The following is a 23,102-nucleotide window of genomic DNA, read 5'->3' on the forward strand; positions in this document are numbered from 1 at the left end:
GGTCGACGAATGGCGGTCGGGGCGGCGGTCAGGGGGCGGCAGCGAACGGGGACTGGTCGGCGGTGAGGTCCAGATAGGCCTGCTCCAGCGAGGCACGCTCGTCGGAGAGCTCCAGCAGGGGGATCCCTTCCGCGGCGGCCAGGGCCCCAAGGCGTTCCGCCCGTATGCCCTCGACGACCCAGCGCCCGCCTTCGGCGCCCACCAGCTCGAAGCCGTCCCGGGCGAGGGCGGCCCGCAGGCTGACCGGGTCAGCGGTGCGCAGTCGGACCCGGGGAGTGCTGCGCGCGTCGATGAACTCCTCCATCGAGGTGTCCGCCAGCAGCCGGCCCCGGCCCAGCACGACCAAGTGGTCGGCGAAGGCAGCGGTCTCGGACATGAGGTGACTGGAGACAAGGACGGTCCGCCCCTCGGCGGCGAGGGCGCGCAGCAGCCGGCGGATCCAGACGATGCCCTCGGGATCCAGTCCGTTGGCCGGCTCGTCCAGCAGCAGCACCCCCGGGTCGCCGAGCAGAGCCGCGGCAATGCCGAGCCGTTGGCGCATGCCCAGGGAGTACTTGCCGACGCGCCGGTCCGCGGCCGGGGCGATCCCGGACCGCTCCAGCACCTCCTCCACCCGGGACGCGGGGATCCGGTTCGTGGCGGCGAGCAGACGCAGGTGGTCGCGGCCGGTGCGCCCGCCGTGGATTGCCTGCGGGTCGAGGAGCGCCCCCACCCGGCGCAGCGGCTCGGTGAACGTGGTGAACCGCTGCCCGCCGACGGTGGCGGTTCCGGAGGTGGGCCGGTCCAAGCCCAACAGCAGTCGCATCGTGGTGGACTTGCCGGCTCCATTGGGCCCGAGGAAGCCGGTGACGCGTCCGGGCAGCACGTCGAAGGTGAGGTGGTCCACGGCACGGGTGGCGCCGTACCGCCTGGTCAGTTCTCGGATTTCGATGCTGTTCATGGCTCAAGACTCGCCGCCGGACCCCCTCCCCCTCCTCCCCCGTGCGGGGGGATCGTCTCCCCCACGTGGGGGAGACGCCGGACGGGTGCCGACTGCCAGGATGAGGGCATGTACCGACTGCTTCGTGCCCCCCTCCGCGGGGTCACGTACACACGATGGCTGCATCTGCTCGTGCCGATCCTGATCGTGTCCATCTGGCTGTTCATAGAGCCGGCATGGCCCTGGATGCCCGTTCTGATCGTCGCGCCGTTCGGGTTCCTGCCGTGGGTACGGCTGGCGGAGGGACTGCAGGCGCAGTTCCTGCTCGCTCCGCACGAGCGCGGGCAGCACGACGGGTCCATCGGTACCGCACCGTCCGTGCGGTGGGCGGACCGCTGGCGGACGGTGGTCTGGCTGGAGATACGTCTCGTGCTCGCCGGCCTGGTCGGCGTGTGCACGGTGTGGCTGCCGGTCATCACCCTGGAGCTGGCCTTCACCGCGGCGGGCAGTGCGCTGACGGCGGATGTGGTGCTCCCCTTCACCCCGCCGCGGTGGGCCGCAGTCCTCCTCGCTCCGCTCCCCCTGGTCCTGCTGCTGGTCATCGTGGTCCTGCTCGGTGAGGCCGTCACGGGCATCGCCGCCCGCCTGCTGGGGCCGTCGGCGGCGGAGCGGCTCACCGCGCTGGAGGCGCGTACCGAACAGCTGCTGGAGCGGACGCGCATCGCCCGCGAGCTGCACGACTCCATCGGGCACGCGCTGACCGTGGCGGTGGTCCAGGCGGGCGCCGCCCGGGCCGCGGGGAACGCGGACTTCACCGAGCGTGCCCTGTGCGCGATCGAGGAGACGGGCCGGGCCGCGATGGAGGACCTGGAACGGGTTCTGCTGGTGCTGCGGGAATCCGCGCAACCGCCCTCCCAGCGGCCGACCCTCGCGGATGCGGACCGGCTGCTGAATTCGGCGAGGGCCTCCGGCTCGTCCGTGGACGCCGAACTGTCGGGTGCCCTGGAGAAGCTGCCGGGGCCCGTCACCCGCGAGGGGTACCGGATCCTGCAAGAGGCGCTGACCAATGTCCTGCGGCACTGCGGGCCGGTGCCGGTCCGGGTGCGGATCGAGGCGGCCGTGGGGCGGCTGGACCTGGAGGTCGTCAACCCGTTGCCGCAGGGGCCCGCGCTGATGACGGGTACGGGTGGCGGACTGCGGGGGATCCGGGAGCGCGCCGCACTGCTGGGCGGGGAGGCCGAGAGCGGTCCGTACGAGGGCAGTTGGAGGGTGCGCGCGCGGCTTCCGCTGGAGCGAATACGCTGACCGGATGCCGGTTACCGTACTGCTCGTCGATGACGAACCCCTGGTGCGTGCGGGTCTGCGCGCCGTCCTGGAAGCCCAGCCCGACATCGAAGTGGTGGGCGAGGCGGCCGACGGAGCCTCGGTGGTCCCGCTCGTGAGGCAACTGCGGCCCGATGTGGTCGCGATGGACGTGCGGATGCCGTTGCTCGACGGGATCGAGGCGACCAAGGCGGTCCTGCGGACGGTGGACTCGCCGCCGAAGATCCTGGTGGTCACCACCTTCGAGAACGACGAATACGTCTACCAGGCGCTGCGGGCGGGAGCGGACGGCTTCCTGCTGAAGCGGGCGCGCCCCTCGGAGATCGTGCACGCGGTGCGGTTGGTCGCGGAGGGCGAGACGCTGCTCTTCCCGGCGGCGGTGCGCGCACTGGCCGCCGAGTACGGCAACCGGCACGCCCGGGCCGCGCTGGAGCGGGCGGCCCTGACCGAGCGGGAGGAGTCGGTGCTGCGCCTCATGGCGCGGGGGTTGACCAATGTGGAGATCGCGGGCGAGCTGATCATCGGCGCCGAGACGGTGAAGTCCCACGTGAGCGCGATCCTGGCGAAGCTGGGGGCGCGCGACCGCACTCAGGCGGTGATCACCGCGTACGAGTCGGGGTTCGTGGCCCCGGCCTGAGGCAGGGAGGTGGAGGGGCGGGTTCCGGCTGATGGGGGCCTGCTTGTCGCCGCCGCCGCAGGTCCGCAGTACGATCCGGCTGACAGGCTCACCAGCTGGGAGGACACGTTGGGGCAGCTGACCGGCGGGGACCCTTCTCTGCTCCGTCGTATCAACTCCGCCGTGGTGCTCCGGGCACTGCGCGTGGCCGGTTCGCCGACCCTCACCGACCTCACGCGCGTGACCGGGCTGTCCCGGCCGACCGTCGAAGGTGTCGTCGAGGGGCTGATCGGGACCGGGCTCGTCGTCGAGGCCGAGGCCGAGGAAGGCACGCGGCGGCAGGGGCGTCCCGCGCGCAGGTTCCGCTTCCGGGCCGAGGCGGGCCACCTGCTGGGCATCGAGATCGGCTCGCACCGCGTCGCGGTGCTGCTGTCGGGTCTGGACGGGCGGGTCATCGGCGCGGGCACCAAGGAGGTCGCCGAGACGGCCTCGGCCGACGAGCGGCTGGAGCGGGTGCGGGCGGCGGTGGCGGACCTGCTGCGCCGGGCCGGGATACCGCGCGACTCCCTGCGGGCGGTCGGTGTCGGCAGCCCGGGGATCGTGGAGGCGGACGGCACCGTCCGCCTGGGCACGGCGCTGCCCGGCTGGACGGGACTGCCGCTCGGGGACCGGCTGCGGCGTTCGTTCCGCTGCCCGGTACACGTGGAGAACGATGCCAACGCGGCTGCGGTCGCCGAGCACTGGAAGGGCGCCGCACAGGACACCGACGACATGGTGTTCGTGATGGCGGGGCTCAGTCCGGGCGCGGGCTCGCTGATCGGCGGGCGGCTGCACCGGGGCTTCGGCGGGGCGGCGGGGGAGATCGGCGCCCTGCACCTGCTGGGCCGCGAGGTCACGCCCGAGAAGCTGTTGTCCACCACCGGGGAGCCGCTGCATCCGCTGGACGAGCCCGCCGTGGCCGAGGTCTTCGCGATGGCCCGCCGGGGTGACGCGGGGGCGGTGGCCGCCGTGGAGCGCTTCATCCAGCGGCTGGTGCACGATGTGGCGGCGCTGGTCCTGGCGATGGATCCGGAGCTGGTCGTGGTCGGCGGCTGGGCGGCCGGCCTGGACGGGGTGCTCGGCCCCCTGCGGCAGGAGCTGGAACGCTACTGCCTGCGTCCGCCGCGGGTGGCGCTGTCCCTGCTCGGCGAGGCCGCGGTGGCCACCGGGGCGCTCCGGCTCGCGCTGGACCACGTCGAGGAAGAGCTCTTCGCGGTGGAGAAGACGGTCACGGCCCGCCGCCACTGACGACCCGCGCCCGACCGGGCCGTCCCGCATCGGACGGCGTCCCGCGGTCGCCGAGGACTACCGGGACCCGACGCCGAGGACGACCGGGGCCCGGCGGGCAGGACCGACGAGGCAGGGCCTGCCGAGGCCGGGACCCGCCGGCGGAACCCGACAGGGCAGGAACCCATCGCGGCAAGGCCCGACGAGGCTCGGACACCGGCGAGGCCCGTAACCCGACGAGGCCCGTACCCCGACGAGGGCCGGACGCCGGCGAAGGCATCAGGTCGGCGAGGGCATCAGGTCGGCAGCTGTGGAGACGCCGCGTACCGCGAGGCCCGCGAGCCGGTGGGCGGCGCCCGGACAGGACGCCGCACCGGGTGGGGTCAGGAGGCCACGCGCGGCTCGTCGGCGATCTCGACGCCGCCCGAGTCGCCGAAGGTCAGACGGCAGGTGTCGGCGCGGTAGGTGGCCACGGAGACCGCGGCGGTACCGGCGGAGGTGAAGTAACGGGTGGTCACCAGGAGGACCGGCGCGCCGGGGAGGCGGTCGAGCTCCTTGGCGTCATCGGCCCGGGCGGAGCCCAGTTCCACCGAGCGGTCCTGGCCGTCCAGGGTCAGCCGCTGCAGCTCGCGCAGGACGGCGCGGGCGCGGGCGGGGCCGGCCGGGGCCTCGATGGCGGGGAGACCGGGTACGGAGGCGGCCGGGACGTAGAGCAGTTCGGCCGCGACGGCCTGCCCGTGGGTGACCCGGGTGCGGCGGACGACGTGGACGGGCCGGCCGGCGGCGAACACCCCGCCCGTACCGAGGAGCCCGAGGACCGCGGCGGGCGGCAGGCCCTCGGCCGCGTCCACCGGCTCCCAGCCGTCGGCGCTCTCACCGGGCCAGCTGTGCTGCGTACTGCCGACGGCGACACCCACGCGCGGCGGGGCGACCGTGGTGCCCACGCCCCGGCGGCGCTGCAGCCGGCCTTCGAGCTCCAGCTGCTCCAGTGCCTGGCGCAGGGTCGCGCGGGCGACTCCGAAACGGGCGGCGAGCTCACGCTCGTTCGGCAGCACCTCGCCGACGGCGAAGTCCTGGTCGAGCGCTTCACTGAGAACGGTCTTCAGGTGCCAGTACTTCGGCTCCGGCACCGTTTCGAGCTGCGTGGTCCCCACCCTGACTCCTCCTGCCATCGCTGCACTCGCCGTGTGTTCCAGCGGCAGTTCCGCGCCTTTGTTTATTAAAGGTTCCTGCACTATCCCTGCGACGATAGGACGGCGCACCCCCTTGGTCAAGACCAATGCTCATCCCTTTGCCGGGCAGACCGGGCATACGTATCAAGCCGTTCACGGGATGTTCTCGTGTGTTCCAGGGCCTTGTAGTCAAGGGCTACCGGACGGTAATCATGGCGGTAGGCACTCCTGACAGCCCGTCTCACACGCGTCCACCCGACGAGGAGCAGCATGACCGCCACGGTCTCCTTCACGATCGATTCGCCGCTGGGTCCGCGCACCGCCACCGTCGCCTACGAGCGCAAGGGCTCGGGCGAACCCCTCCTGCTGCTGCACGGCATAGGCCACCACTTCCAGGCCTGGCACCCGGTGACCGACATCCTGGCCGCCACGCACGACGTCATCGCCGTCGACCTTCCCGGCTTCGGCGCCTCGGACCCCCTGCCCGAAGGGGTTCCCTACGACCTGGGCACCGTCGCTCCGGCGCTCGGGGCCCTGTGCACCGCGCTCGGTGTCGAACGCCCCCACGTCGCCGGCAACTCCCTCGGCGGCCTGCTGGCCCTCGAAATGGGCCGCAGTGGCCTGGTCCGCTCGGTCACCGCCCTGTCCCCCGCCGGATTCTGGACCGAGGGCGAACGCCGCTACGCCTTTGCCACCCTCCTCGCGATGCGTGCCGGGGCCAAGGCGCTGCCCCGCCCCGCACTGGAGCGCCTCACGCGCAGCTCCGCCGGCCGGGCCGCGCTCACCGGCACCATCTACGCCCGCCCGGCCCGCCGCTCGCCGCAGTCCGTGGTCGCCGAGACCCTGGCGCTGCGCGACGCCACCGGTTTCGAGGCGACCCTGGCCGCGGGGGGCTCCGTACGCTTCACCGACGACGTGCCCGGCCTGCCGGTCACCATCGCCTGGGGCACCCGCGACCGGATCCTGCTGCGCCGTCAGGGGGTGCGTGCCAAACAGACGCTCCCCGGCGCCCGGCTGGTCCGCCTCCCCGGCTGCGGCCACGTCCCGATGAGCGACGACCCGGCCCTCGTCTCCCGGGTCATCCTCGACACGACCGGCGGCGCGGCGATGCGCAGCGCGGCCTGAGCGGCTGACGGCTGTTCACCCGCGGTTCGCGCGGGCGACGCGGCCGGGCCGGTGTGCGGCGGCACGCTGGTCGGGCCCGTCCTCGCCGGCCCCTGGAGAAGCACCGATGGCATCGACCCCGCACACCCGACGGACCCTCCTCGGCGGTTCGCTCGCCGTGTCCACCGCGCTGCTCGCCGCCCCTGCCTTCGCGGCTCCCGCCTTCGCCGCCCCGGCGTTCACCCGTTCCGGCCGGCCGCAGGCGCTGTGGGGCGTCCAGTCCGGTGAGATCACCGCCCACTCGGCCACCGTCTGGACCCGCGGCGACCGCCCCGCGCGGATGTACGTGGAGACCTCCCCGAGCGAGGCGTTCCGCTACGGGGTGCGCCGCCACGGGGGCCCGCTGCTCGGCCCCTCCGGCGACTTCACCGGCACCGCCGTCCTGCGCGACCTCCCGCCGGGGCAGCAGATCCACTACCGGGTCGTCCTGGCCGACCCGGACGAGCCGCGCCGCACCGGCGAGCCGGTCCACGGATCCTTTCGCACCACCCCCGTCTCCCGCCGCCGCGACGTGCGCTTCCTGTGGTCGGGAGACCTGGCCGGCCAGGGCTGGGGCATCAACCCGGACCTCGGCGGCTACCGCGTCTTCGAGGAGATGCGGCTGCGCGACCCCGACTTCTTCCTCTTCAGCGGGGACACCATCTACGCCGACGGCCCGATCCGGTCCTCCGTCCCCCTGCGCGACGGCAGTCTCTGGCGCAACGTCACCACCGAGGAGAAGTCCAAGGTCGCCGAAACCCTCGCCGAGTTCCGCGGGAACTTCCGCTACAACCTCCTCGACCGCAACCTGCGCGACTTCAACGCCCAGGTCCCGGTCCTCGCCCAGTGGGACGACCACGAGGTGCGCAACAACTGGTTCCCCGGCCAGGTGATCGACGACCCCCGCTACACCGTCAGGGACGCCGACGCGCTGGCCGCCCGCGCCCGCCGGGCCTTCGGCGAGTACTTCCCGGTCACCGACCTGCGCGGCGGCCGCGCCGAGGGCCGGATGTACCGCGTGATGCGCTACGGGCCGCTGCTCGACGTCTTCGTGCTGGACATGCGCACCTACCGCGACGCCAACTCCCCCGGCACCCAGACCCAGGACCCCGTCGGCATCCTCGGCCCCGAGCAGCTGGCCTGGCTCAAGCGCGAACTGTCCCGCTCCCGCGCCACCTGGAAGGTCATCGCCTCCGACATGCCGCTGGGCATCGTCGTCGCCGACGGAGCGACCGACTTCGAGGCCGTCGCCCAGGGCGATCCCGGGGCGCCGCTCGGCCGCGAGCTCCAGATCGCCGAACTCCTGCGCCACGTCAAGCACCAGCACATCACCGGCACCCTGTGGCTCACCGCCGACGTCCACTACACCGCCGCGAACCACTATGCGCCCGAGCGGGCGGCCTTCACGGACTTCGCGCCGTTCTGGGAGTTCGTCTCCGGCCCCATCGGCGCGGGGGGCTTCCCCGCCGGGCGGCTCGACGCCACCTTCGGGCCGGAGACGGCCTACGTGCAGTCGGCCCCCGTCGCCAACATGTCGCCCGCGGAGAACCCCCCGTACTACGGAGAGGTCGACATCGACGGCCCCAGCGGTGAGCTCACCGTCCGGCTCAGGCGTCAGGGAGGCGGCGTCCTCTTCACCAAGACGCTCCGGCCGGGGCGGGTGGGCCAGTAGGACGCTCCCCCGGGCGGCCTCCGCGGAGACCCGCCGCCCCACCCGCGCCCCACCCCCATCCCCACTCTCGACCGTCCAGGACATACCTCGGAAAACCGGGTGGAATCGGCCAGATGGACACTTAACCAGTCGGTCACAGATCGTTCGCGATCACGCAACACCCCTGGGCCACAGTGGTGTGCATGACTGACCGTAACCCCGCCTCCGCCCAGCGTTCCCACCGCCACCACTGGCGCCGTGACGTCGTCGAACTCGCCGCGCTCTTCTGCGCCGTCGCGGTCGCCGACGGCATCGCCAACCTCGTCGTGCACGGCCCGAGGGGCCCGGTCCTGCTGGTCGCCTCGGCCGTCGCACTCCTGGTGACGGCGGCCTTCCACACGTGGTGGGCACGGCGCCACAGCCATGCGCCGCCGCCGGACGGCGGCGCGGCGCCCACCGGTCCCGCGCCCCGCCCCCAGGCCGGTGCGTCCGCCCCCGCCGGGACCACCGCCGCCCTGTGGCGGATGCGCACCACCGTCCGCGACGAGCCCGGATCCCTGGCCGCGCTCTGCACCGCCCTCGCCGGCAACAACGTGGACATCCTCAACCTCCAGACGCACCCGCTGCCCGAGGGCGGCACGGTGGACGAGTTCCTGCTGCGCGCCCCGCAGCAGCTCCCCTCCGCCGACCTCACCCGCGCCATCGCCCGGGCCGGCGGCCACAGCACCTGGATCGAGCGCGCCGACGCCCACGACCTGGTCGACACCCCCACCCGGGTGCTGGGCCTGGCCACCCGTACCGCCCTGGACGCCGCCGAGCTCCCGCTCGCGCTGCGCCAGCTGCTGGGCCGCTGCACCATCCACTCCATCCCCGCGACCACCCTCTCCGGCCGTCCCAACGCCGGCGCCGACGCGCCGGTCGAGGGCGTCCTGGAGGCCACGGTCATGCGGTTGCGCGACCCGTCGGGCGGCGCGATCACCGTGGAACGGCCCTACCTGCCCTTCACCCCCACCGAGTTCGCCCGCGCCCGCGCGCTGGTCGAGCTCGACGCCCGGCTCGGCCCCCGCGTGCCGCGCAGCCAGGACGTGCTGACCCTGCCCGAGGGCAACGAGATCACCGTGCGCCGCGCCGACGGGTCGGACCTGGCCGCCGCCCGTGCGATGCACGACCGCTGCTCCGAGCGCACCCTCGGCCTGCGCTACCACGGCCCCGTCGCCGACGCCGACCGCTACCTCGGCCACCTGCTCAGCCCCCGCTTCGGGCGCACCCTCGCCGCCACCACCGCCTCCGGGAAACTCGTCGCCCTCGGCCACCTGCTGTGGGACGGCGACGAGACCGAGGTAGCGCTGCTGATCGAGGACGACTGGCAGCGTCGCGGCATCGGTTCCGAGCTGCTGCGCCGGCTCCTTGCGATGGCGGTCGAGGCCGGCTGCGACAGCGTGTACGCCGTCACCCAGGCTTCCAACACCGGCATGGTCGCCGCCATGCGCGGTCTGGGCCTGCCCCTCGACTACCAGATCGAGGAGGGCACGCTGGTGATCACGGCCCGGCTCGACGCGGTCAAGGCGGCCGCTTCGCGACGGCCGCGGGAGCTGACGCGCGAGCAGCCCGGCCCGCGCCACCGGCACTGACCGCCGGACGGGTCCCCCGGCGGTCCGCCGGGGGACCCCTCGCGCAGCCCCGGGGGACCCTCGCGCGGCCCCGTACGACCGCACGGGTCCGGCGCGCACGAGCCACACCGGTGCCTGCGACGGGCGCCCGGCGGCCGCGACTACACCGGATCGTGCGGAAAGGCTGCTCCGTCCCCGGTCAGCATTCTGACGTCAAACGGTGATGACGCGGCCCCGTGTCCCGTACGAAGATGGCCGCATGTCAGAGATCCTCCACAACGGCAGCACCTCACGGCTGCCCCGCCAGGTCGCCGACGCGTACGTCGACGACCTCATCGCCCTCGACCCCATCACCGGCACCTACCTGGGCGTCGCCGAAAGCTCCCCGAGGCTGCCGGACTTCTCCCCGGCCGGCCGCGCCGCCGTCGCCGAACTCGCCCGCACCACCCTCGCCCGGCTCGATGCCGCCGAGGCCCTGCCCGGCGCCGACTCCGACGCCGAGCGCCGCTGCGCCCGTCTGCTGCGCGAGCGCCTCACCGCCGAACTCGCCGTCCACGACGCGGACGAGGACCTCTGCGCGGTCAGCAACATCCACAGCCCGGCGCACGCCATCCGCGAGGTCTTCACGCTGACCCCCTGCGACACGCACGAGGACTGGGCGGCGATCGCCGAGCGCCTGCGCGCCGTACCGGGCGCCCTCGACGGCTACCGCGAGAGCCTGGCACTCGGCCTGGAGCGCGGCCTCTACGGCGGTCCCCGCGCCACCGCCACCATGATCGGGCAGCTGGCGACCTGGGCGGGACGCGAGGACGACGAGCCTGCCTTCTTCGACGCCTTCGCCGCCGCCGGCCCGGCCGCCCTGCGCGCGGAACTGGACGGGGCGGCGGCCGCCGCGACCGCCGCCCTCGCCGCACTGCACGACTGGATGAGCACGGTGTACGCGCCGGCCGTCGAGGGCAGGCCGGACACCGTCGGCCGGGAGCGCTACGCCCGCTGGTCCCGGTACTTCAACGGCACCGACCTGGACCTGGACGAGGCGTACGCGTACGGCTGGTCGGAGTACCACCGCCTGCTCGCCGAGATGAAGACCGAGGCGGCCAAGATCCTGCCGGGCGCCGGTCCCTGGGAGGCGCTGCGCCACCTCGACGAGCACGGTACCCACATCGAGGGCGTGGACGAGGTCCGGGCCTGGCTGCAGGGCCTCATGGACGAGGCCATCGAGAACCTCGACGGCACCCACTTCGAACTCGCCGAGCGGGTGCGCCGGGTGGAGTCCCGCATCGCCCCTCCGGGCGGCGCCGCGGCCCCGTACTACACCTCCCCGTCGGAGGACTTCTCCCGGCCGGGCCGCACCTGGCTGCCCACCATGGGCCAGACCCGCTTCCCCGTGTACGACCTGGTCTCCACCTGGTACCACGAGGGCGTTCCGGGCCACCACCTGCAGCTCGCGCAGTGGACGCACGTCGCCGACCAGCTCTCCCGCTACCAGGCCGGTGTCGGCATGGTCAGTGCGAACGCCGAGGGCTGGGCGCTGTACGCGGAGCGGCTGATGGACGAGCTCGGCTACCTCAAGGACGCCGAGCAGCGCCTGGGCTACCTGGACTGCCAGATGATGCGCGCGGCGCGGGTCATCGTGGACATCGGCATGCACCTCGGCCTGGAGATCCCGGCGGACTCGCCCTTCCGCCCGGGCGAGACCTGGACCCCGGACCTGGCGCAGGAGTTCTTCGGGCTGCACAGCGGCCGGCCGGCGGACTACGTGGCGAGCGAGCTGACCCGCTACCTGTCGATGCCGGGCCAGGCCATCGGGTACAAGCTCGGCGAGCGGGCCTGGCTGCTCGGCCGGGAGAACGCGCGCGCGGCGCACGGCGACTCCTTCGACCTGAAAGCGTGGCACATGGCAGCCCTCTCGCAGGGTTCGCTCGGGCTGGACGACCTGGTGGACGAGCTGTCGAAGCTCTGACCGGCCGGCCCTCCCCGGGCCACAACGGCATCGGCCCGCCCGCCCTCCGGGGACGCGCGGGCCGATCCCGGCCTCCCGGCGGCGGGCCGCGGCGCGCCCGCCGTCAGCAGCCGCAGTCGTTGGAGCCGGTGGGGGCGGTCAGCGGGTCGGCCCCGGCGCGCCGCTCGCGCCCCTGCCGGGTCTCGACCTCGTAGCCCTCACGGATCCAGTACTCGATGCCGCCGAGCATCTCCTTGACCTGGTAGCCGAGTTCGGCCAGGGCCAGCGCGGTGCGTGCGGCGCCGTTGCAGCCGGGGCCCCAGCAGTACGTCACCACGGGGATGTTCCTGTCGAGGAGGCTCCCGGCCCGCTCCGGGACGAGTGCGGTGGGCAGGTGGACGGCGCCGGGCACGTGGGCCTGGTCCCAGGAGGGCGTGGAGCGGGAGTCGACCAGCTGGAAGCCGAGCTCGGCGCCCTCCTCCCGGTGGGCGGCGAGGGCGGCGGCGACATCGGACACGTCCGTGTGGAAGGCGAGGCTCGCCGCGAAGTGGGCGGCGGCCACGGCCGGCGGGGCCGGCGGCACCCGCAGCACCGGATGGGCGCGCACTGCCGCGGCGGCAGGGGCGGCGGCCGGACCGGGGAGGGGGCCGGGGCCGGGAGCGGCCTGGGCCAGGTCGTTCTGCGTCGTCGTCATGGCGGGAAATCTACGGAACACCGATCATCGCCTGAAGTGACATTCCCCGGCCTTCGCCTTGTCCGGCCGGGGAATCCCCTGCTAGACCTGCCCCATGGCCGACCATTTCCCTGACGCGACCGACTGGCGCATCCTCGAAGCCCTCCAGCGCGACGGGCGGGCCAGTTTCACCGAGCTCGCCCGTACCGTCTCGATGTCGGCGAGCGCCGTCACCGAACGGGTACGCCGCCTGGAGGAGAGCGGCGTCATCACGGGCTACGCGGCCGTGGTCGACCCGCAGAAGCTGGGGAAGACGATCCTGGCCCTGGTCCGGCTGCGCTATCCGCACGGCAACTACAAACCGTTCCACGACTTCCTCGACGCGACCTGCGAGATCCTGGAGGCCCACCACGTCACCGGGGACGACTGTTTCGTCCTCAAGGTCGCCGCCCGCTCGATGGCCCACCTGGAGGAGGTCACCGGCCGGATCTCGGGGCTCGGCCCGGTGACGACCAGCGTCGTGTACTCCTCGCCGCTCCCCCGCCGCCCGCTCAGTCCGTGAGCGCCCCGGTGCGGTGGAGCACCCGCGAGCCCCCGCGCTGCTTGACGATCTCCAGCTGGGCCTGCACCCGCGTCCGCAGGTCGGCGACGTGGCTGACGATGCCGACGCTGCGGTCGCGCTCGCGCAGCGAGTCCAGCACGTCGAGGACCTCGTCCAGGGTCTGGTCGTCGAGGCTGCCGAACCCCTCGTCGATGAAGAGCGTGTCCAGCCGCATGCCGCCCGCCTCGTCGGTCACCACGTCGGCCAGCCCCAGCGCGAGCGCGAGCGAGGCGAAGAAGGTCTCCCCGCCCGACAGGGTGGCGGTGTCCCGCTCGCTGCCCGTCCAGGCGTCGACCACGTGCAGTCCGAGGCCGGAACGGCCCCGCCCGCCCGCGCGCGCGTCGGAGTGCACGAGGGTGTAGCGGCCGCCCGACATCCGCAGCAGCCGTACCGTGGCGGCCGCGGCGACCTGCTCCAGGCGGGCTGCCAGCACGTACGCCTCCAGCCGCATCTTGCGCTCGTTGTCGGCGGAGGTGCCGGCGGTGAGCCCGGCCAGGCGGGCCACCCGGTCGTAGGCCTCGCGCAGCGGGCCGAGGGCGCGCAGTTCCTGCTCGGCCTGGCGGGAGAGCCCGTCCAGGTCCGCGCAGCGCACCCGGGCGGCGTCGTAGGCCGACCCTGCCGTACGGAGCTTCGCCGCGGCCTGGGCCGCGTACGCCTCCGCCGCATCCGGCGCGGCCGGAGGCAGGGCTGCCGCCGCTGCGGTGTCGCTCTCGCCGCGGCGGTCCCCCAGCATGGCCTCCTCCGCCTGCCAGGTGTCCAACCGGCTTTGGAGGGCGGTGCGTTCGTATTCGGGGAGCACCGCATCGGCCGCGGCGTCGACGGTGTCGAAGCCGGCCTTGAAGGCGGCGTCGGCCAGCTGGTCGTCGGCCTCCTTCAGCCGGGCGGCGGTGCTCTCCGCGCGGCGCAGGGCGGCGGCCGCGCCGGACACCATGCGGACCCGGTCCTCCAGGGTCCGGGCGCGGGCCGCGACGGTGGGCGCGTCACCCCGGACGAGGGCGAGCTCCGTCTCCAGGGAGGCCCGTTCCCGGTCCAGGGCCTCGCGGCGGGAGGCCCTGGCCGCGGCGCGCTCGGCGGCGGCGAGCCGGTCGGCGCTGCGCGCGGCGTGTTCCCGTTCGGCGCGGGCGAGCCGTTCACGGGCGGCGTGCAGGCCGGCGGCCGAGGCCTGGGCCGCGGCGTGCCGGGAGCTCAGGTCGGCGCTCTGGGCGAGGAGTTCGGCGGTGGTGGCGTCCCCCGCGGCGGCCGCGGCCTGGGCGCGGGCTTCCCCGGCGGCGGCGAGGCGGCGCTCGACGGCCGCGCGGGCCGCTTCGGCGCCTTCGAGGAGGGCGTGGGCGTCGTCCTCGGCGGCGCGGTCCACATGGCCGGGCGCGGGGCGCGCCGGGGCGGGGTGTTCCGCCGATCCGCAGACGGCACAGGGCTCCCCGGCCACCAGGGCCCCGGCGAGCTCGGCGGCGATGCCGCGCAGCCGGGCCTCCTTGAGCTCCAGCCAGCGTTCCCGGGCGGCGGCCGACTCCTCGCGCGCGGTGAGCAGTTCGGCTTCGGCCCGTTCGGCGTCGGCGGCGAAGGCGTCGCGCCGCCGGGCGGCCTCCAGGTGCATGCGGGCGGGTTCCAGGCGGCCCGCGAGCTGCTCGGCCAGGGTCGCGGCCTGCTGGGCGGCGTCCAGGCGCTCCCGCAGGGTGGCCCGCAGGGACTCCCATCGCTCCAGCCACTCGGCGGACTCCTGGTGCTGCTCCTCGGCAGCCCGCGATTCCCGTTCCAGGTCGGCCCGTTCGCGCCCGATCTCGGCGCTGCGCTGTTCGGCCCGGTGGGCGGCGCCCAGCGCGCCGAGGTCCTCGCGCAGCCGTTGCTCGACGGCGGCCAGTTGCTCGGCGCCCGCTTCGGCGAGGGGCGGCGGGAGCTCGGCGCGGGCGGCCGCCTCGGCGTGGGCGGCGGCCAGGTGCGCGGCAAAGGCCGCACCGCGCAGTTCCAGGGCGGGGGCCACCAGGGCGCCCCGGCGGGCGCGGTCCAGCAGGGCGCGCACCCGCTCCCGTTCGGGCGCGGCCTCGGCGAGCACGGCGGTCCGGCGGACGGTCTCCGCGTGGCGGCGCTGGAGCCGGTCCAGTTCCCGGGCGTCCTCGGCGGCCCGGCGGGCGGCGGCGTGCCGCCCCTCGACGGCGGCCAGGGCGTATTCGGCGACGGTCAGCCGCTCCCGGGCGGAGCACCGGGCGACGGCGGCCCAGGCGCGGACGGCCTCGGCGAGCCCGGGGTCGCCCGGCTGGTGCCGGGGCAGCGGCCAGGCCCGCAGGTCAGCGCCGTCGCCGGCGGCCTGGGCGAGCCGCTGGGCGGTGTGCAGCACCTTCTCGTCCCCGGCGCGCACCCTGGCCTCGGCGGCGCGGCGGCGTTCGCCGAGGACGGCCTCGACGGCGGCGAAGCGGCGGGTGTCGAAGAGCCGGCCCAGCAGGCGGCCGCGGGCGGCCTCGTCGGCGCGCAGGAAGCGGGCGAACTCCCCCTGCGGCAGCAGCACCACCTGGCAGAACTGCTCGCGGCTCATGCCGAGCAGCTGCTCGATCTCCTCGCCGATCTCCTGGTGGGAGCGGCTGAGCGGCTGCCAGCCCTCGCCGGTGTGCTCGCGCAGCAGGCTCTGCGCCTTGTCCTTGGTGGTGCCGGTGCCGCGTTTCTTGGGGCGGTCCTGCTCGGGACGCCGGGTGATCTCCAGACGGCGTCCGCCGGCGGTGAGTTCGAGGGTGACCTGGGTGGGGGTGCCGGCGGCGGCGTGGTCGCTGCGCAGGCTGGTGCCGGGGGCCTGGCGGGGTCCGGGGACGGAGCCGTAGAGGGCGTAGCAGACGGCGTCGAGGACGGAGGTCTTGCCGGCGCCGGTGGGGCCGTGCAGCAGGAAGATCCCGGCGCCCGAAAGGGCGTCGAAGTCGATCCGCTGGGCGTCGGCGAAGGGCCCGAAGGCGGTGACTTCGAGCCGGTGCAGCCTCATCGGTGGGTCTCCTGGCGGCTGTCGTCGGTCCGTACGTCGTCGAAGGCGCTGCGCAGGACGTCCCGTTCGGCCTCGTCGGCGTGGCCGCCGCCGCGTACGTGGGCGACGAAGTCCTCGGCAATCTCCTGGTCGCTGCGTCCCTTGAGGCGCTGGGCGTAGGAGGCGCCGCTGTCCTCCTCGCGGCCTTCGGGCTCGAAGGCGAGGCTGAGGGTGTGGGGGAAGCGGACGGCGAGGCGGGCCATGGGGTCGTCCGGGCGGACCGCGTCGGTGAGGGTGGCCTCGACCCAGGAGTCCGTGTGCGCGGCGTGGGCCGGGTCTTCCAGCAGCTCTTCCAGGCGTCCGCGCAGCCGGGCGAGGGCGCGCGGCACGGGGGTGTCGATGCGTTCGGCGCCGGTGAGCGCGCCTCCAGCGCCGATCTCGATCAGCCACATGCTCTTGCGGTGGCCGGCCTCGGAGAAGGAGTAGGCGAGGGGGGAGCCGCAGTAGCGGATCCGCTCACCGATCGTCTGGCAGCCGTGGAGGTGGCCGAGGGCGACGTAGTCCACCCCGTCGAAGACGGAGGCGGGTACGGCGTCGACGCCGCCGACGGTGATGTCGCGCTCGCTGTCACTGGTCTGCCCGCCGGTGACGAAGGCGTGGGCGAGGACGACGGAGCGGGTGCCGGGGGCGCGGGCGGCCAGGTCGGCGCGGATGCGGTCCATGGCCGCGCCGAGGACGGCCTCATGGCTGACCCGCTCCGCGTCGAACTGGTCCTTGACCAGGGCCGGTTCGAGGTAGGGCAAGCCGTACAGGGCCACCTCGCCGTGTGCGTCGGCCAGGACCACGGGGTCGGCGCAGCCGGCCGGGTCGGTCCTGAGGTGGATGCCGGCCCGGCCGATGAGCCCGGCCCCGACCCCGAGCCTGCGGGCGGAGTCGTGGTTGCCGGAGATCATGACGGTGGGCACGCCGAGTTCGGCGAGGCGGTGCAGGGCCCGGTCGTACAGCTCGACGGCGGGCAACGGGGGCACGGCCCGGTCGTAGACGTCCCCGGCGACGAGGACGGCGTCGACCTCGCGCTCGCGTGCGGTCTCGACGAGGTGGTCGACGAAGGCGGCCTGGGCGCCGAGCAGGCTCACGCGGTGGAAGGCCCGGCCGAGGTGCCAGTCGGAGGTGTGCAGGAACTTCACTCGACCGCTCCGACCCGCACGCTCGTTCTCCTTCGTGGCTCCGCACCGACCCTCCAGGCTACCCGTCGCCCGGGGGCTCCCCCGCTTCCGGCCGGCGGCCGGGGCCCCGTCCCCGGCGGGGCCGGGACGTCCGCGTGACCGGATCGATGCGCACGCGCGGCGCCATCAGGACGCACGCGCGGCGGGACCGGGGCGCCCGGGCGGCTGGACCGGAGTGCTCGGGCGGCGGCCCAGGGTGCCCGGGCGGCCGGACCGGGGCGCTGGGCCCTCGCCGGGTCCACCAGTAGCCGAACCCCCGGGCGCCCGGCGCTCAGCCCTCGCTGTATGCCTCACCGCCGAGTTCGAAGCCCGCGGTCCCGGCCGTGACGTCGGCGAGCCAGGCGCGGAAGGCGTCGACGTCTGTCTCGGGGAGGCCGATCTCGAGCGAGACCGCTTCCCCGTACCGCACGTCCAGCACCACCCGGCCGGTGGAGCGCAGGTCGTTCTCGGTCTTTCCGGCCCGCTGGTGGTCGACGGTGACGGTGGCCAGGCGGTAGCGCCGCCGGGTCACGGTGCCCACCTCGTCGAGGGCTTCGCCGACGACTCCGCCGTAGGCCCTGATCAGGCCGCCCGCGCCGAGCTTCACACCGCCGTAGTAGCGGGTGACGACGGCCACGGCGTAACGCACGTCACGGCGCAGGAGCATCTGCAGCATCGGGACTCCGGCGGTGCCGCCGGGCTCGCCGTCGTCGCTCGCCTTCTGCACGGACGCGTCGGCGCCGATGACGTAGGCGAAGCAGTTGTGCGAGGCGGTGGGGTGCTCCTTGCGGACGCGCGCGACGAAGTCCTGCGCCTCCTGCTCGGTCGCGGCGGGTGCGAGCGAGCACAGGAAGCGCGAGCGGTTGATCTCGGACTCGTGCGCGCCCGCGCGGGCCACCGTCACGTACTGGTCTGGCGTCACCGCTCCACCCTACGGGGAATCGGACACGTGTCCTTTCGGTTGATCCGCTACATCCGGCAGATCCGGTGGAGCGGACCCAGACCAGCAGAAGGCGGCACACGTGTACGGCGACCAGGCGACCATCCGCAGGATCCTCACCGAACTGGGCGACACCTGGGCCGTGGTGGGCCTCTCCGACAACCAGGACCGGGCGGCCTACGGGGTGGCGCGCGTGCTCCAGCGGTTCGGCAAGCGCGTGGTGCCCGTCCACCCGAAGGCACAAACGGTGCACGGCGAACCCGGTTACCCCTCGCTGGAGGCGATCCCCTTCCGGGTGGACGTGGTGGACGTGTTCGTGAACAGCGGGCTCGCGGGGCCGGTCGCCGACCAGGCGGTCGCGATCGGCGCCGACGCCGTCTGGTTCCAGCTCGGCGTGGTGGACGAGGCCGCCTACCGGCGCACCCGGGAGGCCGGGCTGGCCATGGTGATGGACCGCTGCCCGGCGATCGAGATCCCCGCCCTGTAGCGTCCGGCAGCCTGCCGCCGGTCCGGCCTGCCCTCGCGGCGCAGGCCGGGGACGACCCAGCGCTAAGGCTGCGCCGTCGCGCGTTCCTCGGCCTCCGCCAGTGCCGCCAGCCCGCGCAGCTGTTCGGGGGTGATCCCGTCGGGGATCGGCACCGGCGCGGGGGTGCGCAGTGGCGGCTGCCAGCCGGTCTCGGGCTCCCAGCGCCGCACGACCCGCGCCGGAGCGCCCGCGACCACGGCGTGGTCCGGTACCTGGCCCCGTACGACGGCACCCGCGGCGACCACGACGTTGCGGCCCAGCCGCGCGCCGGGCAGGACGACGGCGCCGGTGCCGAGCCAGCAGCCCGGCCCGATCTCGACGGGGGCGCTGCGCGGCCACTGCTTGCCGACCGGCTCGTGCGGGTCGTCGTAACTGTGGTTCGTGGAGGTGATGTAGACCCCGGGCCCGCAGAAGGTGTCGTCCCCGATGGTGATCCGGGTGTCGGCGATGACGTGGCTGTCCCGGCCGATGACCACCCCGTTGCCCAGGACCAGCACCGGCTCCGTACCGAGGTCGAGGTCCGGCATCATCCCGGCGGTGAGGGTGACCCGCTCGCCGATGATGCAGTGGTCGCCGAGCCGGATCCAGGGCTCGCCGAAGACCGTGCCCTGGGGGAAGGCCAGCCGGGTCCCGTGTCCGATCGCGCCGAACCGCAGCCGTCCCGGGGTGTGCGCGGTGACCGCACCGGCCTGCTGCATCCAGGACCAGCCGGCGTGGACCGCGCGGCTCGCCAGCCGGCGGCGCAGAGCCGTCAGAGAGGAGAACGTGTTCTGGTTCTTCGGCACCCGGCCACGGTAGTGCGCCGGACGCCGGGCGCCCGGACCGCCGTCCTGTGATGTTCACCCCATCTCGGGTGAGCCCCGGCGCGTGCCCTACGGTGCCGGTAGCGCGGCATCCGGACAGCGGAGGAAACGAGCATGACGCACCAGTCGACGACGCACGGGCAGGCACTGATCGCGGCGGTGGGCGGCAAGCAGCCGTCCGTCGACCCCACGGCCTTCACCGCACCCACCTCGGTCGTCATCGGCGACGTCGCCCTGGCCGCCGGTGCGAGCGTCTGGTATTCGGCGGTGCTGCGCGCGGACTTCGGTCCGATCGCGCTCGGGGCGGACAGCAACGTGCAGGACAACTGCACGGTGCACGTGGACCCCGGCTTCCCGGTCTCCATCGGCGACCGCGTCTCCGTCGGTCACAACGCCGTCGTGCACGGCTGCACCATCGAGGACGACTGCCTGATCGGCATGGGCGCGACGGTCCTGAACGGCGCGGTGATCGGCGCGGGCTCGCTGGTGGCCGCGCAGGCGCTGGTGCCGCAGGGCATGGTGGTCCCGCCCGGCTCGCTGGTCGCGGGCGTGCCGGCCAAGGTGCGGCGCGAGCTGACCGAGGAGGAGCGCGAGGGCATCAAGGTCAACGCGGCGATGTACGTGCAGTTGGCGGAGCAGCACCGCGCATCGGTGACGCCGGCCGCGTAGCCGGCGGAGCCGGACCCGCTGCGGCGCCGGCGGCAGACAGGTCGGCCCGGCGGCAGACCGGGCCGGGGACCGCCCGGGCCCCGCCCCCGCACCCGCCCCGGTCGCCGCAGGGCGACCGGTACGTGAGCGCCGAGGGTCAGTCCGTGGCCGACGCCGTACCCACCGGCTCGGCGGCGGCGGGGCGCGCCGCCGCGGCGGCCTTCTTCATCCGGGCCCGCAGCACCAGTGTCACTGCCAGGCCGAACAGCACCGCCAGTCCCAGCGCCAGCCACGAGAACCGCTTCAGCCACGGCTCCGCGACGATCCCGACCGAGTAGATGACGGCCGTGGTGCCGCCCGCCCAGAGGATCCCGCCGAGGACGTTGGCGATGAGGAAGCGCCAGTACGGCATGTGCAGCACGCCGGCCAGCGGCCCGGCGAAGATCCGCAGCAGGGCGACGAACCGCCCGAAGAAGACGGCCCACATCCCCCACCGCTCGAAGGACCGTTCCGCCACGGCCACGTGGTCCGGTCCGAAGTGCTTGGGGAAGCGCCGTCCCAGCCGGTCCAGCAGCGGCTTGCCGCCCCGGCGCCCGATCGCGTAGCCGATGGAGTCGCCCACGATCGCCCCCACGGTGGCGCAGACGCCCAGCACCACCGGGTCGATCTCACCGTGCTGCGATGCCAGCAGCGCCGAGCTGACGAGGATGATCTCCCCCGGCAGCGGGATGCCGAGGCTCTCCAGGCCGATGACCAGACCCACCAGGAGGTAGATGCTGACCGCCGGAATCGTCTCCAGCCATTCCTGGATGTGCACCGGTACGTCCTCCCGAGTCGTCCGAGTCGTCCCGGCGCGCCCCCTGCGACACGCCGAACGGGCAGCCTATCCGCTCCCCATGACCGCCTCCGCCGCCGGAGACGGCCCGCCCGGGAAACGGCCCGCGAACACCTCCTGGCGGCCGGAACCCAGCACCCGGCCGTGCGGTCACGGGTCCGGGAGGGCGGTCCGGAGGGCGCCGCACGGGCGGGTCACGCTCGATCCCCGAGGGGCCGGCGTGCATCCCGGGCCGCCCCGGCGGCTGTCGAGCACGACGCCGACGGGAGGGGGAGGCCGGGTTCCCGCTCTACGGGCGAGCCCGGGGGCCGCGTGCGGGTTCAGCCCTGCGGCGGCTGGGGCCGGGAGTCGGCGTCGTGTCGGCCTTCGTCCCGGGTCCGGACCCGGGCTTCTGTGCGGTGCCCGCGCGCGATGTAGTCCCGTACGACCGCCTCCACCGCGTCCTGCGGCGATCCGACCCCGGCGAGCACCATGACTTCCACCACGAGCTCCGCGTCGAGGCTGATGTTGATCCTGGCCACCGCTACCCCCTCCATCGTCGTGCGAGGGACTCTAGCGCTGTGACCGGAAGGGTTCACCGGGTCGCGGCACCAGCAGCCGCGTACCGCGGACGGCCCCCGCCCGGGAGGGGCGGGGGCCGTCCGCGGCGGGGCCGGGAAGCGGTTACGCGTTCGGGCGCAGGGTCCAGACGACGGTCATCTCGCCGGTCACGGCCTCGTCCTCGCGCTGGATGGCGACCATGACGGGGAACTCGGGGCGGCCGCCCGCGTCGAGCTCGGCCACGACCTCCGCCGCCGGGCGGCCCAGGGTCGCGGTGGCGGTCACGACGCCCTTGGCGAGCTTCTTGTAGCCGATCTCGGCCTTCACCGCGAGGGGTACGGCGCGCGAGAGCTGCTCGCCGAAGGCGGCCAGGACGATCGCGCCGCTCGCGGACTCGGCGAGGGTGAACATGGCGCCGGCGTGCGGGCCGCCGACGTGGTTGTGGAAGTCGGGCTGGTCCGGAAGGCGGACGACCGCGCGCTCGGGGGTGGTCTCCAGGAACTGGAGGTTCAGGGTCCGGGCCATCGGCACCGTCGCGGCGAGCAGTTCGCCCACGTTCATCTGGTCTGCGCTCATGAACCGCTATGTTACCCACGAGTAGATGCGCTTGGCCAGACACGAGTAGATGCGCTTGGCCAGAGCGGGCACGGGGGCGGCCGTGGCCCTCCTCGGCGGCTCCCACTATCGTTACCGGCCATGTGGCCAGGACAGCAGCAGCCGCCCGGGGGCGAGCAGAACCCCCAGGACGCGCAACAGAACCCGTACCAGCAGCAGTCGGGACAGCCGGGACAGCCGAACCCGTACCAGCAGCAGCCGGGCTACGGGTACCCGCAGCCGGGCTACCAGACGCCCCCGCCCGTCCAGCCGTGGGGCCAGCAGCCGCCGCAGGCCCCGCCGCCGGGGGGCGGAGGCAGCCCGTACTCCACCAAGACCGTCGCCATCGTCGCGGCCGCCGCCGTCGTGGTGGCCGCCGCCGCGACCGGCGCCTTCGTCCTGACCCGGGACGGCAAGACCGACCAGGCCGACAAGCCGCCCGCGGCCTCCTCCGCCCCGCCGTCGGCCGCGCCCGCCCCGGCCGGCAGCAGCCCGAACCCGCGGGCCGGCGGGGAGAACAAGCCGTTGATCCCGGGGTGGAAGGTCGTGGTCAACCCGACTCACGGCACCGCCTTCGACGTCCCACCGGAGTGGAACGTGCTGGGCTCCGGCATGTCCGTGGGCTTCGAGGACGAAGCGAAGAAGGACGGCTCGCCCTTCGTGATGATGTCCGCACCGGCCTACCTCAAGGAGGACTGGTGCAAGGTCGATTCCAACAAGGACGGCCGCGAGGAGACCAAGTCGCTGGCCGGCACCGGGACCAAGGGCGGTCAGGGCGCGAAGGACACCGCCGAGCTCTCGCGCAACGCGGCGGGCAGCTGGGCGTACGCCGCGTACGGCCAGCCGCAGCCCCAGGAAGTCACCAAGATCAGCGAGTCCAAGGAGTACACCACTGCGTCGGGTCTCAAGGGTCACGTGGCCACGGCGACCGTGAGCGGTTTGCCGAAGGCGACCAAGTGCGACTCCGACGGCAAGTCCATCGCCTTCAGCTTCAAGAACGCCAAGGGTGACTTCGCCAGCTGGGTCCTCTACAGCGCCGCGGGCGTTCCGGACGAGGTCAGCCAGGAGACGCAGGAGAAGATCCTGAGCACGGTCCGCCTCAGCACGGGCTGATCGGCCGCCGGCGCCGCCCAGGTCCGGCAATCCGTTTGGAT

At 74.2% G+C, this 23,102-nt stretch carries 21 protein-coding genes; 11 read left to right on the forward strand and 10 right to left on the reverse strand.

Translation table 11 applies throughout. From position 1 onward, the window contains the following. Positions 1–28: 28 nt before the first annotated feature. The gene (locus AMK16_RS23190) at positions 29–940 is read right to left on the reverse strand and encodes an ABC transporter ATP-binding protein (protein ID WP_073918670.1); all 912 of its coding nucleotides are present in this window, start codon (positions 938–940) and stop codon (positions 29–31) included. A gap of 108 nt (positions 941–1,048) precedes the next feature. Between AMK16_RS23190 and AMK16_RS23195 the strand changes: the two genes are divergently transcribed. The 3 genes from AMK16_RS23195 (at position 1,049) to AMK16_RS23205 (ending at position 4,145) form a co-directional block, all read left to right on the forward strand. Continuing rightward, positions 1,049–2,224, forward strand: a complete 1,176-nt coding sequence (locus AMK16_RS23195) for a sensor histidine kinase (protein ID WP_073918672.1) — start codon at positions 1,049–1,051, stop codon at positions 2,222–2,224. A 4-nt stretch (positions 2,225–2,228) separates the two neighbouring features. Further along, positions 2,229–2,879 (forward strand): response regulator transcription factor, encoded by a 651-nt coding sequence (locus AMK16_RS23200; protein WP_073918673.1) that lies wholly within the window; start codon positions 2,229–2,231, stop codon positions 2,877–2,879. A gap of 108 nt (positions 2,880–2,987) precedes the next feature. Next, entirely contained in the window at positions 2,988–4,145 is a 1,158-nt protein-coding gene (locus tag AMK16_RS23205; protein ID WP_073918675.1) for an ROK family transcriptional regulator, read from the forward strand. A gap of 362 nt (positions 4,146–4,507) precedes the next feature. Here AMK16_RS23205 and AMK16_RS23210 read toward each other — a convergent pair whose 3' ends face one another. After that, complete coding sequence (locus AMK16_RS23210) at positions 4,508–5,278, reverse strand: GntR family transcriptional regulator (protein WP_073918676.1); 771 nt, start codon at positions 5,276–5,278, stop codon at positions 4,508–4,510. A gap of 288 nt (positions 5,279–5,566) precedes the next feature. On the opposite strand from AMK16_RS23210, the gene AMK16_RS23215 reads away from it, so the two are divergent. The 4 genes from AMK16_RS23215 to AMK16_RS23230 all read left to right on the forward strand — a co-directional run bounded on the left by AMK16_RS23215 (position 5,567) and on the right by AMK16_RS23230 (position 11,663). Beyond that, positions 5,567–6,421, forward strand: coding sequence for an alpha/beta fold hydrolase (locus tag AMK16_RS23215; RefSeq protein WP_073918678.1), 855 nt, complete (start codon positions 5,567–5,569; stop codon positions 6,419–6,421). Between the two features lie 106 nt (positions 6,422–6,527). After that, positions 6,528–8,111 (forward strand): alkaline phosphatase D family protein, encoded by a 1,584-nt coding sequence (locus tag AMK16_RS23220; RefSeq protein ID WP_073918680.1) that lies wholly within the window; start codon positions 6,528–6,530, stop codon positions 8,109–8,111. Positions 8,112–8,293: 182 nt separating this feature from the next. Next, a complete protein-coding gene (locus tag AMK16_RS23225) occupies positions 8,294–9,721 on the forward strand; it encodes a GNAT family N-acetyltransferase (protein ID WP_073918682.1) in 1,428 nt (475 codons plus the stop codon). Between the two features lie 238 nt (positions 9,722–9,959). Then, positions 9,960–11,663 (forward strand): DUF885 domain-containing protein, encoded by a 1,704-nt coding sequence (locus AMK16_RS23230; protein ID WP_073918684.1) that lies wholly within the window; start codon positions 9,960–9,962, stop codon positions 11,661–11,663. A gap of 103 nt (positions 11,664–11,766) precedes the next feature. On the opposite strand, the gene AMK16_RS23235 is transcribed toward AMK16_RS23230, so the two are convergent. After that, positions 11,767–12,336 carry a rhodanese-like domain-containing protein gene (locus AMK16_RS23235; protein WP_073918686.1) on the reverse strand — a complete coding sequence of 190 codons (570 nt, stop codon included), beginning with the start codon at positions 12,334–12,336 and terminating at the stop codon, positions 11,767–11,769. A gap of 94 nt (positions 12,337–12,430) precedes the next feature. On the opposite strand from AMK16_RS23235, the gene AMK16_RS23240 reads away from it, so the two are divergent. After that, entirely contained in the window at positions 12,431–12,877 is a 447-nt protein-coding gene (locus AMK16_RS23240; protein ID WP_073918688.1) for an Lrp/AsnC family transcriptional regulator, read from the forward strand. On the opposite strand, the gene AMK16_RS23245 is transcribed toward AMK16_RS23240, so the two are convergent. The 3 genes from AMK16_RS23245 to AMK16_RS23255 form a co-directional block, all read right to left on the reverse strand. Further along, positions 12,867–15,878 carry an AAA family ATPase gene (locus AMK16_RS23245; protein ID WP_073918689.1) on the reverse strand — a complete coding sequence of 1,004 codons (3,012 nt, stop codon included), beginning with the start codon at positions 15,876–15,878 and terminating at the stop codon, positions 12,867–12,869. The genes AMK16_RS23240 and AMK16_RS23245 overlap by 11 nt on opposite strands. Then, entirely contained in the window at positions 15,875–17,044 is a 1,170-nt protein-coding gene (locus AMK16_RS23250; RefSeq protein WP_073918691.1) for an exonuclease SbcCD subunit D, read from the reverse strand. The genes AMK16_RS23245 and AMK16_RS23250 overlap by 4 nt, the downstream gene beginning before the upstream one ends. A gap of 310 nt (positions 17,045–17,354) precedes the next feature. After that, positions 17,355–17,984, reverse strand: coding sequence for a YigZ family protein (locus AMK16_RS23255; RefSeq protein WP_073918693.1), 630 nt, complete (start codon positions 17,982–17,984; stop codon positions 17,355–17,357). Between the two features lie 100 nt (positions 17,985–18,084). Here AMK16_RS23255 and AMK16_RS23260 point away from each other — a divergent pair, with 100 nt between their 5' ends. Beyond that, complete coding sequence (locus AMK16_RS23260; RefSeq protein WP_073918695.1) at positions 18,085–18,489, forward strand: CoA-binding protein; 405 nt, start codon at positions 18,085–18,087, stop codon at positions 18,487–18,489. A gap of 62 nt (positions 18,490–18,551) precedes the next feature. Here the strand turns inward: AMK16_RS23260 and AMK16_RS23265 are convergent, their stop codons facing one another. After that, positions 18,552–19,313, reverse strand: coding sequence for an acyltransferase (locus AMK16_RS23265; protein ID WP_073918697.1), 762 nt, complete (start codon positions 19,311–19,313; stop codon positions 18,552–18,554). Positions 19,314–19,445: 132 nt separating this feature from the next. Between AMK16_RS23265 and AMK16_RS23270 the strand changes: the two genes are divergently transcribed. Further along, on the forward strand, positions 19,446–20,000 hold the full coding sequence (locus tag AMK16_RS23270; RefSeq protein ID WP_073918699.1) for a gamma carbonic anhydrase family protein: 555 nt from the start codon (positions 19,446–19,448) through the stop codon (positions 19,998–20,000). A gap of 136 nt (positions 20,001–20,136) precedes the next feature. On the opposite strand, the gene AMK16_RS23275 is transcribed toward AMK16_RS23270, so the two are convergent. The 3 genes from AMK16_RS23275 to AMK16_RS23285 form a co-directional block, all read right to left on the reverse strand. Continuing rightward, a complete protein-coding gene (locus AMK16_RS23275) occupies positions 20,137–20,796 on the reverse strand; it encodes a DedA family protein (protein ID WP_073918701.1) in 660 nt (219 codons plus the stop codon). Between the two features lie 338 nt (positions 20,797–21,134). Beyond that, a complete protein-coding gene (locus AMK16_RS23280) occupies positions 21,135–21,335 on the reverse strand; it encodes a type II toxin-antitoxin system VapB family antitoxin (protein ID WP_073918703.1) in 201 nt (66 codons plus the stop codon). Positions 21,336–21,477: 142 nt separating this feature from the next. Beyond that, a complete protein-coding gene (locus AMK16_RS23285) occupies positions 21,478–21,930 on the reverse strand; it encodes a DUF4442 domain-containing protein (protein ID WP_199885527.1) in 453 nt (150 codons plus the stop codon). Between the two features lie 120 nt (positions 21,931–22,050). Between AMK16_RS23285 and AMK16_RS23290 the strand changes: the two genes are divergently transcribed. Further along, the gene (locus AMK16_RS23290) at positions 22,051–23,061 is read left to right on the forward strand and encodes a hypothetical protein (protein WP_073918706.1); all 1,011 of its coding nucleotides are present in this window, start codon (positions 22,051–22,053) and stop codon (positions 23,059–23,061) included. Positions 23,062–23,102: the final 41 nt, after the last annotated feature.

Origin of the sequence: Streptomyces sp. CB00455 (assembly GCF_001905445.1) — a bacterium.
GTDB lineage: Bacteria > Actinomycetota > Actinomycetes > Streptomycetales > Streptomycetaceae > Streptomyces.

Coding starts and splice junctions, on each gene's coding strand:
- AMK16_RS23190 (WP_073918670.1), bottom strand. CDS start 940: ATGAACAGCATCGAAATCCGAGAACTGACCAGGCGGTACGGCGCCACC.
- AMK16_RS23195 (WP_073918672.1), top strand. CDS start 1,049: ATGTACCGACTGCTTCGTGCCCCCCTCCGCGGGGTCACGTACACACGA.
- AMK16_RS23200 (WP_073918673.1), top strand. CDS start 2,229: ATGCCGGTTACCGTACTGCTCGTCGATGACGAACCCCTGGTGCGTGCG.
- AMK16_RS23215 (WP_073918678.1), top strand. CDS start 5,567: ATGACCGCCACGGTCTCCTTCACGATCGATTCGCCGCTGGGTCCGCGC.
- AMK16_RS23220 (WP_073918680.1), top strand. CDS start 6,528: ATGGCATCGACCCCGCACACCCGACGGACCCTCCTCGGCGGTTCGCTC.
- AMK16_RS23225 (WP_073918682.1), top strand. CDS start 8,294: ATGACTGACCGTAACCCCGCCTCCGCCCAGCGTTCCCACCGCCACCAC.
- AMK16_RS23230 (WP_073918684.1), top strand. CDS start 9,960: ATGTCAGAGATCCTCCACAACGGCAGCACCTCACGGCTGCCCCGCCAG.
- AMK16_RS23235 (WP_073918686.1), bottom strand. CDS start 12,336: ATGACGACGACGCAGAACGACCTGGCCCAGGCCGCTCCCGGCCCCGGC.
- AMK16_RS23240 (WP_073918688.1), top strand. CDS start 12,431: ATGGCCGACCATTTCCCTGACGCGACCGACTGGCGCATCCTCGAAGCC.
- AMK16_RS23245 (WP_073918689.1), bottom strand. CDS start 15,878: ATGAGGCTGCACCGGCTCGAAGTCACCGCCTTCGGGCCCTTCGCCGAC.
- AMK16_RS23270 (WP_073918699.1), top strand. CDS start 19,446: ATGACGCACCAGTCGACGACGCACGGGCAGGCACTGATCGCGGCGGTG.
- AMK16_RS23285 (WP_199885527.1), bottom strand. CDS start 21,930: ATGAGCGCAGACCAGATGAACGTGGGCGAACTGCTCGCCGCGACGGTG.
- AMK16_RS23290 (WP_073918706.1), top strand. CDS start 22,051: ATGTGGCCAGGACAGCAGCAGCCGCCCGGGGGCGAGCAGAACCCCCAG.